We start from the raw sequence: 9,232 nt of genomic DNA, 5'->3' as shown, positions 1-9,232 counted from the left end.
GCGTCTTCTGGCCGCTGGTCCCCGAGTACGGCAGCGAGCCGGGCGGGCGCGGCAACATCTTCGCGCGGATGGGCACCTCGGTGAGCCGCCGCCCGCCGCACCACCGGGCCGCGACAACGCGCCCGGCCACCACATCCGGCGGTCCAGCAGCCAGCACGCCGAGGTCAGCAGGTACGGCCGCACCAGGAAGGTGTCCATCAGCACACCCACCGCCACGACGAAGCCCAGCTCCACCATGACCACCAGCGGCAGACTCATCAGCACGCCGAACGTCGCCGCCAGCACGATGCCCGCCGAGGCGATCACCCCGCCGGTCTTCCGCAGCGCGATCAGCACCGCCTCGCGGGTCTCCGCGCCGCGCAGCGCCTCCTCCCGCATCCGGTGCATCAGGAAGATCCCGTAGTCCACGCCCAGCGAGACGCTGAAGGCGAACGTCAGCAGCGGAATCCAGCCGTCCATCCCCGCGAACCCGAAGACCGGGCCGAAGAACAACCCGCCCAGCCCCAGCGCCGCGCCCCACGAGACGACGACGGCGGTGAGCACCAGCGCCGCCGCGACCAGGCTGCGGAAGAGCATCACCAGGATCAGCAGCACCGAGATCAGCACCAGCGGGATGACCACCACGCGGTCCCGGGCGTTGGTGTCGTCCAGGTCCACCGCCTGTGCGGTGTTGCCGCCGACCAGCGCACCCCGCCCGTCGACCGCCCCCAGCGAGTCGCGCAGCTCACGGACGGTGTCCCGCTCCTCGGGCGAGTCCGAGGCGCCCTCGGCGAAGACGTTGATCTCGGTCCAGCCGTCCGCGGTGCGTCCCGGCACCACGCGCGCGACGCCGTCCGTCTCCTCGGCCGCGGCCACCGCGGCGTCGGCGTGGTCGCTGTCGGCGACCACCGTGATCGGCTGGGTGGACTGGCCCGGGAAGGCGTCGGCGAGCGTCTGCATCGCCACCACCGAGTCGGGGGTCTGTGTGAAGAAGTCCTCGTCCTTCAGCGGCCCGGGCAGGTTGAGGTTGCCCAGGCTCAGCGCACCCAGCAGAATCAGCCCGCCGGCCAGCAGCGCCGTGGGGCGGCGGCTCACCGAGGTGCCCATCCGCGCGAAGATGTTGCCGCGCCCGCCCGGCTCGCTGCCGTACTCGGGGACCAGCGGCCAGAAGACGCGCCGACCGCAGAGCACCAGCAGCGCCGGCAGCAGCGAGATCATCACCAGCAGCGCGCACAGCACACCGGCCGCACCCACCGGGCCCAGACCGTTGCTACTGTTGTGGTCCGCCGCCATCAGGCACAGCAGACCGGCGGCGACCGTGCCGGAGGACGCCAGCAGCGCCGGGACGCACCCGCGCAGCGCCGTGCGCATCGCCTCGTAGGGGACACGGTGCTCCCGCAGCTCGTCCCGGTACCGCGCCACCAGCAGCAGCGCGTAGTCGGTACCCGCGCCGAAGACCAGCACCGTCATGATCGACGACGCCTGCGTCGATACGGTGATGCCGAAGATCTGCACCAGCGCGTACACCGCCGCCATCGCCGCCATCGCCGCGATGCCGACGCAGACCAGCGGCAGCAGCCACAGCAGCGGGCTGCGGTAGATCACGATCAGCAGGACCGTCACCACGGCGACCGTCGCCAGCGTCAGCGTCAGGTCGATGGACTGGAAGACCGAGCCGGCGTCCGCGCCGATCGCGGCGGGTCCGCCGACCTGCGCGGTCAGCCCCTCCGGCAGGTCCTGCGCGACGATGTCGCGCACCAGCTCCACGGCGGCCGCCGCCGGGTCGTCCTCGGCGTCCTCACCGCCGCCCGGCACCTGCTGGTCCGGGGCGAGCGAGATCGCGCGGAAGGCGGTGGTGCCGTCCTCGGAGACCACCGGGTCGGTGAGGTCGCCGACGACCTCCAGCCGGTCGGCGACGGTCTCCGCCTGCCGGTCGGCGACCGCCAGGTCCTCGCCGGTGAGGCCGTCCTCCCGCTGGTGCACCAGGATCACGTCGTCGGTGCCGCCGCCCGGCAGCTCCCGCACGATCTGGGCCACCTCGGTGGACTCCGCGCTGTCCGGCAGGTACGCGAGGGAGTCGTCCTCGGTCTCGCCGCTCAGCTGTCCGGCGAACGGACCCAGCAGCGCGAGGAGCACCACCCACAGCGCCACCGTCGCCCAGGGCAGCGCGAGACGACGGGACCGCGGCGTCCCGCCGCCGCCCGCCGCCGCGCCGCCCGGCGGACCGGACCCTGCCGAGCCGTCGTCGGGGGAGCCGCCGTGGGCGGCCGTGGCTTCGGCCCTCATCGTGTGGGCCTCCTGTCGTCGTCGCTGGTGAGCCGGCGGGCAGCCGCAGAGTGCGGTTACCCGGCCCGACCGGTCGCACGCCGGCACGGCGGGACCCGCCGTGCCGCCGCCGCGGAGCACGGAACGGGCACCGTTCCAGCATCCCCGCCGCCCCGGCCCCGCCGGTCGACCGCGGGGGTGATCCGGCGGTACTCCCCCCGGTGACAGGGCGCCCGGCGATACTCCCCCGGGATGACTCCGCACGGCGCGCACCACCCCGGCGCGGCACCCGACGCGCCGAGCGCGCGGCGGGCGCTGCGGGCGCTGTGTGCGCTGTGTGCGCGGGCCCGGGCGCGGCCGACGCGGCTCCGGCGGCGCGGTGTGCGCCCGCCCCGACGCGCGGCGCCCCACCGGGTGGACCATCCACGGTCTCGCATACTGATACCTGCGCGGCGCCGACCGCCGCGCAGGGGATACCCTGACGGAGATGCGAAGCGTGACGATGCTCCTCCTTAGCCGCCGCGGCGAGGGTCTTCCGTAAGGGACCGACCCCCTCCCCGCGGAGTCTGTCGTGCCGTCGGTCCTCGGAGCCCTCCCTGGTAGGAGACCAGCACAATGGCCGCACAGCCCGACCCGTCCGCATCGCCCACCGCACGCGCCGTACCGGAGACCGCCACCGGCCGCCCCGGCACACCGCAGACCAACGGCACCACCCGGCAGCGCCCCTCGGGGATGCCCGCGCACCGCTACGCGCCGTACGAGAGCGTGGAACTGCCCGACCGCAGCTGGCCGAACCGCCGGATCACCAAGGCCCCCCGCTGGCTCTCCACCGACCTGCGCGACGGCAACCAGGCGCTGATCGACCCGATGTCGCCGGCGCGCAAGCGCGAGATGTTCGACCTGCTGGTCCGCCTGGGCTACAAGGAGATCGAGGTCGGGTTCCCCGCCTCCGGCCAGACCGACTTCGACTTCGTCCGCTCCATCATCGAGAGCGACGCGATCCCCGACGACGTCACCATCTCGGTGCTGACCCAGGCGCGCGAGGAACTGATCGCCCGTACCGTGGAATCCCTGGTGGGCGCCCGCAACGCCACCGTCCACCTCTACAACGCCACCGCCCCCGTCTTCCGCCGGGTGGTCTTCCGCGGCGGCAAGGACCAGATCCGGCAGATCGCGGTCGACGGCACCCAGCTGGTGATGGAGTACGCCGAGAAGCTGCTCGACGACCGCACCACGTTCGGCTACCAGTACAGCCCGGAGATCTTCACCGACACCGAGCTGGACTTCGCCCTGGAGGTCTGCGAGTCGGTCATGGACGTCTGGCAGCCGGAGCCCGGCCGCGAGATCATCCTCAACCTGCCCGCCACGGTGGAGCGTTCGACTCCCTCCACCCACGCCGACCGCTTCGAGTGGATGTCGGGCAACCTGTCCCGCCGGGAACTGGTCTGCCTCTCCGCCCACCCCCACAACGACCGCGGCACCGCCGTCGCCGCCGCCGAGCTGGCCGTCATGGCGGGCGCGGACCGCGTGGAGGGCTGCCTGTTCGGGCAGGGCGAGCGCACCGGCAACGTCGACCTGGTCACGCTGGGCATGAACCTCTTCTCCCAGGGCGTCGACCCGGAGATCGACTTCTCCGGGATCGACGACATCCGGCGCACCTACGAGTACTGCAACCAGATGGACGTCCACCCGCGCCACCCCTACGTAGGCGACCTCGTCTACACCTCCTTCTCCGGCTCCCACCAGGACGCCATCAAGAAGGGGTTCGAGGCGTTGGCCGCCGACGCCGCCGAACGCGGTGTCGACGTGGCCGACATGCCGTGGGAGATGCCCTACCTGCCGATCGACCCCAAGGACGTCGGTCGCACCTACGAGGCGGTCATCCGCGTCAACTCGCAGTCCGGCAAGGGCGGCATCGCGTACGTCCTGAAGAACGACCACAAGCTCGACCTGCCGCGCCGCATGCAGGTGGAGTTCTCCCGCATCATCCAGGAGCGCACCGACGCCCAGGGCGGCGAGGTGACCCCCGCGCAGATCTGGCAGGCCTTCGCCGACGAGTACCTGCCCACCCCCGAGCACCCCTGGGGCCGCATCCAGCTGCACTCCACGCAGGGGCTGGCCATGGGCGAGGACGGCCGGGACCGGCTGACGGTCAGCGCCGTCGTGGACGGCACGACCACGACCCTCGACGGCACCGGGAACGGCCCGATCGCCGCGTTCTTCGACGCGCTGTCCTCGGTCGGCGTCATCGACGACGACGTACGACTGCTGGACTACGTCGAGCACACCATGAGCGAGGGCGCCGGCGCCAAGGCCGCCGCGTACATCGAGTGCGCCATCGGCGACCAGGTCCGCTGGGGCGTCGGCATCGACGACAACATCGTCATGGCCTCGCTGAAGGCCGTCGCCTCCGCCGTCAACCGCGCGGCGCGCTGACCGCCCGGCCGGGGCGGGCACGTCCCGCCCCGGCCGTCTCCGCCCTCTTCCCACGGGCCCCGCCGGGCGGCCGCGCCGCCCACCGCCGAATCCCGTCCGTGGCGGCCGCGGCCGCCACGGACGGGATTCGGACGACCACGCGCCGGAACCCACCTTTGTCCCTCCTGGGTGCTGACGCCACCGCACACCTGTGGCTAACATCACCCCACTGCGGCAGCGTCGCCGACATGTGACGGAGGTACGGGCGTGGCGCACTCCCGACGAAGGACCGGACTGACGTGGGTCGCCGGGGTCCGCACCGTGTGGCGAGTCGTCGAGGACGGCGAGTTCTACTGCCCGGGCTGCGGCGGCGACCGCTGCTACCAGCGGCTGGAGGGACGCCGCCGTCTGACCGTCCTCGGTGTGCCGCTGCTGCCGCGCGGCACCGCGGTCCCGGTGGTCGAGTGCTCCTTCTGCCGGAACCGGTTCACCCTCCAGACGCTCGGCGCACCCACCACCGTCCGGCTCTCGCTGATGCTCCGCGACGCCGTGCAGACCATCGCCCTCGCCGTCCTGGCCGCGGGCGGCACCGAGTCGCGCGCCGCCCGCGAGGCGGCCGTCGACTCGGTCAGGACCGGCGGACACCCCGACTGCACCGAGGAGAGACTGCTCACCCTCCTCGCCGTCGTCAGCGCCGAGGGCCGCGAGGCACTGGAGAACGAACTGCGCGCCGCCCTCACCCCGTTGGCGCCGCACCTGGCGACCGTCGGCCGCGAGACGCTGCTGCGCGACGCGGCACGCATCGCCCTCGCCGACGGCAGGTACCTCGCGGCGGAGAGCGCGGCGCTGGCGGAGATCGGCACCGCACTCGCCCTCGCGCCCACCGACACCGAACGACTGCTCACCGAGGCCGGCCAGGGCGTCTGACCCGGCGGCGGGCCGCACCTGTCTCCGGGCCGCCGGGCTGCCGGGCCGCCCGCACCTGCTTCCCGCGCGGCCTGCGGGAGCGGCCGGCGAAAACGGCGGCCGGAACGACGGACGGGCCGCCGGGACGGGTCACCACACCCTCGTGGCGGCGCGTCCCGGCGGCCCGTGCCCTTCCTCCTCACCGCCGGCCGGGGGCCGGCCCCCTACCAGCGGCGCCGCAGGGCGCCCGCCGCCAGGTTGCCGATGGCGGCGTAGACCACGGCGGCAATGCCGTAGTTCAGCAGTACGTGCCACCAGTCCGGCGAGACGTCGAACATGTCCCGCGACCAGGAGGCCAGCCATGATGCTGCGTCGTGCACGAAGTCCACCACCGTGTTGTCACGGTTGGCCCCCAGCATGAAGAGCAGAATCCACAGCACGATGATGACTGCCGCCAGGTTCGCGAGCAGCGCCACTATGAACGCGACCGGGTTTCCTCGACTACGTGTGACCATGACGACCGCCTTACCGGAACGGCCGATCACAAACCGATGGGCGTGACGCAGGCCACATTTACGCCAGTTGTGCGGTCGATTCGACACCCGGGGCACCCGGACACGCGCCAACTGCCGCGTCTTCGAAGCGAGTTCACCAGCGCAGGTCCGAACGGCCGTTCCGGCGGAAGCCGTTCGGGGTGCGAAGGGGTCACGCCTCGCACGGCGAACCACCCCGTCGTCCGGCGTGCGGCCTGCGCTCCGGGCGCGGGCGCTCCACTCGCCCACGTCCACCTCACGCCGCGCGCTCCCCCCTCGGGGCGAGAACGCGGACGACGCTCCTCACCCGAGCGGGTGAGCCCGGCCCCCCGTGCCCCGGGCGTGCCGCCGGCCGCCCGGCCCCGGCCGACGCACGGCGGCCTGCCCGCGGCCGCACCGATCACCCCGTCCCGGACCCCGAACCACGGGCGGGCACCGGCACGCCGCACGGCCGCCGGTCGGCGCTGCGGGACCGGTCCGCGACCGGCCGGCGACCGGACCGCCAACGCGCGCCCACCGCCGCGGGCACCCGACGATCCTGGCCGGAAACCGACCGGGAGGGCCCGCACACCACCGACCCGCCGGCGGACCGGACCGCCGCCGGGCCGCCACCGGACAGGACCACCACCGGACCTCGGCGGGTCGGCGGACGCCGAGCGGCGGGTCGGCGGTGCCGCCATCCCGCGGTCAGTCGCCGAGCCGCCGCAGCAGCAGCCGGTTGGCGACGGCCGGCGAGTCGACCAGCGGGTGGAGCGTCAGCGCGCGCAGCGCCGCGTCGTACGACCCGGTGAGAGCGGCACGGATCGTCGCCCGCTCCACCGCCTTCACCTGCAGCATCAGCCCCAACTCACCGTCGCCCGGCGGTACGGCGGGTAGCGGGCGCGGGCCTGCCGCGTCCACCTCGCAGACCGTCTCCACCACCGCCGCGTCGTCCAGCGCCGTGACGGTCCCCGCGTTAGCCACGTTCAGGATCAACCGGGCCGGCCGCTCCCCCGACAGGGCGCGCATCAGGTCCAGCGCGACCTGCTCGTACCCGCCGCCCTCCAGGTCCTGCGCGTCGCGCTCCCCGCCACCGCCCGCCTCCCGGGCCTCCGCCAGGTAGGTCCGCTCCCGCTCCATCCGCGTCACGTCCCACAGCGCTCCGGCGCGCTCCGGTTCCGCCGCGGCCCGCGCGAAGAACGCCGACTGCTGCCGGTCCAGGAACTCGCCCCGCGTCTCCGTCGCCTCCCACGCCTGCTCCAGCGCCTCGCGGCGGAAGTAGTAGTAGTGCAGGTACTCGTTGGGCAGCGCGCCCAGCGCCCGCAGCCACCGCGCCCCGAACAGCCGGCCCTCCTCGAAGGAGGCCAGCGCCGTGTCGTCCGCGAGGAGCCCCGGCAGCAGGTCGCGCCCCCGGTAGGTCAACGACCGCAGCCAGCCCAGGTGGTTGAGACCGAGGTAGTCGAACTCGGCGCGCGCCGGGTCGACCCCGACCGCGCGCGCCGCACGGCGGACCAGACCGACCGGCGAGTCGCAGATGCCGATCACCCGCGGCCCCAGCACCCCGGACATCGCCTCGGTGACCATCCCCGCCGGGTTGGTGAAGTTGACGACCCACGCCTCGGGCGCCACCTCGCGGATGCGCTCCGCGAGCCGCACCGCCACCGGCACCGTCCGCAACCCGTACAGCACCCCGCCGGCGCCCACCGTCTCCTGGCCCAGGACCCCCTCGGCCAGGGCGAGCCGCTCGTCGCGCGCCCGGCCGGCCGTGCCGCCCACCCGCATCGCCGAGAAGACGAAGTCGGCACCGCGCAGCGCCTCCCCCAGCTCCCCGGCGACCGTCACCGCCGGGCCGTCGCCCTGCTGCCGCAGCACCGCCGCGATCACCGCGGCCCTGGCCGGGTCGGTGTCGTGGAGCACCACCTCGGTCACGCCGCCGCCGGGCGGGGCGCCGAGCAGCGCCCGGTGGACGAGAGGGACACGGAAGCCGCCGCCGCCGATGATCGTAAGCCTCATGCCCGGAACGTACCGTAGACGCCACGTCACAACGGTCAGGCCGACGGCGGCCGGCAGGGAGGACCCCGATGCACGACCCCACGGGCGGGGAGCGGTGCCCCGCGCAGGACCCCCTGGCGGCCCTGCGCCGTCCGGGTGACGTCCCCTGCGACGTCTACCTCACGGGGACGGTGTTCCTGGACATCGTCTTCACCGGGCTCGACGGCGCCCCCGTGCGCGGCACCGAGTCCTGGGCGCGCGGCATGGGCTCCAGCCCCGGCGGCGTCGCCAACATGGCCACCGCCCTGGCCCGGCTGGGCCTGCGGACCTCGCTGGCCGCCGCGTTCGGCGACGACAAGTACGGCGAGTACTGCTGGGAGACGCTCCACGAGGGCGAGGGCATCGACCTCTCCCACTCCCGCACAGTCCCCGGCTGGCACTCCCCCGTCACCGTCTCCATGGCCTACGAGGGCGAGCGGACGATGGTCTCCCACGGCCACCAGGCGCCCCTGCCCGAACCGCCCCACGGGCCGCCGCCGCCCGCCCGCTCCGCCGTCACCTGCCTGGAGCCCGGCCGCCCGCAGCCCTGGACCGCGACCGCCGCACGCCAGGGCACCCTCCTCTTCGCCGACGTCGGCTGGGACGAGACCGGCCGCTGGGAGCTGGCGGCCCTCCCCGAGCTGGCCCACTGCGAGGCGTTCCTCCCCAACGCGGACGAGGCGATGCGCTACGCCCGCACCGAATGCCCCCGCCGCGCGGCACGGGTGCTCGCCGAGACCGTCCCCCTGGTCGTGGTGACCCTCGGCGCCGCCGGCGCCTACGCGGCGGACGGCCGCACCGGCGAAACGGCGGAGGTGCCCGCGGTGGCCGTCGACGCCCTCGACACCACCGGCGCGGGCGACGTCTTCGTCGCGGGCTTCGTGACCGGCTCGCTCGCGGGCTGGCCGCTGGCCGACCGGCTGGCGTTCGCCGGACTGACCGCCTCGCTGTCCGTCCAGGAGTTCGGCGGCTCGCTGTCGGCACCGGGCTGGCCCGAGGTCGCCGCCTGGCGGCGGCAGGTGCGGGCGGGCGACCGCCCGGCCGCACCCGACCACGCCTTCCTCGACGACGTGGTCGCGGCGCTCGCCTGCCCGGCGCCGGGCACCCACGCCGCCGCCGAGGCC

The 9,232-nt window shown here is 74.4% G+C and carries 6 protein-coding genes; 3 read left to right on the top strand and 3 right to left on the bottom strand.

Going from position 1 to position 9,232, the window contains the following annotated elements; genetic code table 11:
- Window positions 1-2,265 (bottom strand): MMPL family transporter (locus HCN56_RS20370; protein WP_167973227.1); only part of this gene is annotated, 2,265 nt, incomplete at its 3' end.
- 594 nt (window positions 2,266-2,859) lie between these two features.
- On the opposite strand from HCN56_RS20370, the gene leuA reads away from it, so the two are divergent.
- Window positions 2,860-4,680, top strand: coding sequence for a 2-isopropylmalate synthase (leuA, locus tag HCN56_RS20365; protein WP_167973225.1), 1,821 nt, complete (start codon window positions 2,860-2,862; stop codon window positions 4,678-4,680).
- 246 nt (window positions 4,681-4,926) lie between these two features.
- Window positions 4,927-5,586, top strand: a complete 660-nt coding sequence (locus tag HCN56_RS20360; protein WP_312871317.1) for a TerB family tellurite resistance protein — start codon at window positions 4,927-4,929, stop codon at window positions 5,584-5,586.
- A 203-nt stretch (window positions 5,587-5,789) separates the two neighbouring features.
- Here the strand turns inward: HCN56_RS20360 and HCN56_RS20355 are convergent, their stop codons facing one another.
- Together HCN56_RS20355 and HCN56_RS20350 are read right to left on the bottom strand one after the other, a co-directional pair.
- Window positions 5,790-6,080, bottom strand: a complete 291-nt coding sequence (locus tag HCN56_RS20355; RefSeq protein ID WP_209312985.1) for a hypothetical protein — start codon at window positions 6,078-6,080, stop codon at window positions 5,790-5,792.
- 705 nt (window positions 6,081-6,785) lie between these two features.
- The gene (locus HCN56_RS20350) at window positions 6,786-8,090 is read right to left on the bottom strand and encodes a 6-phospho-beta-glucosidase (RefSeq protein WP_167973223.1); all 1,305 of its coding nucleotides are present in this window, start codon (window positions 8,088-8,090) and stop codon (window positions 6,786-6,788) included.
- A gap of 68 nt (window positions 8,091-8,158) precedes the next feature.
- Between HCN56_RS20350 and HCN56_RS20345 the strand changes: the two genes are divergently transcribed.
- A partial coding sequence (locus HCN56_RS20345; protein ID WP_167973221.1) for a PfkB family carbohydrate kinase occupies window positions 8,159-9,232 on the top strand: 1,074 nt, incomplete at its 3' end.

Source organism: Streptomyces lonarensis, assembly GCF_012033735.1.
Taxonomy (GTDB): domain Bacteria; phylum Actinomycetota; class Actinomycetes; order Streptomycetales; family Streptomycetaceae; genus Streptomyces; species Streptomyces lonarensis.
The sequence above is the reverse complement of the archived record's forward strand: the minus strand, read 5'-3'. Positions and strand labels throughout refer to the sequence as shown.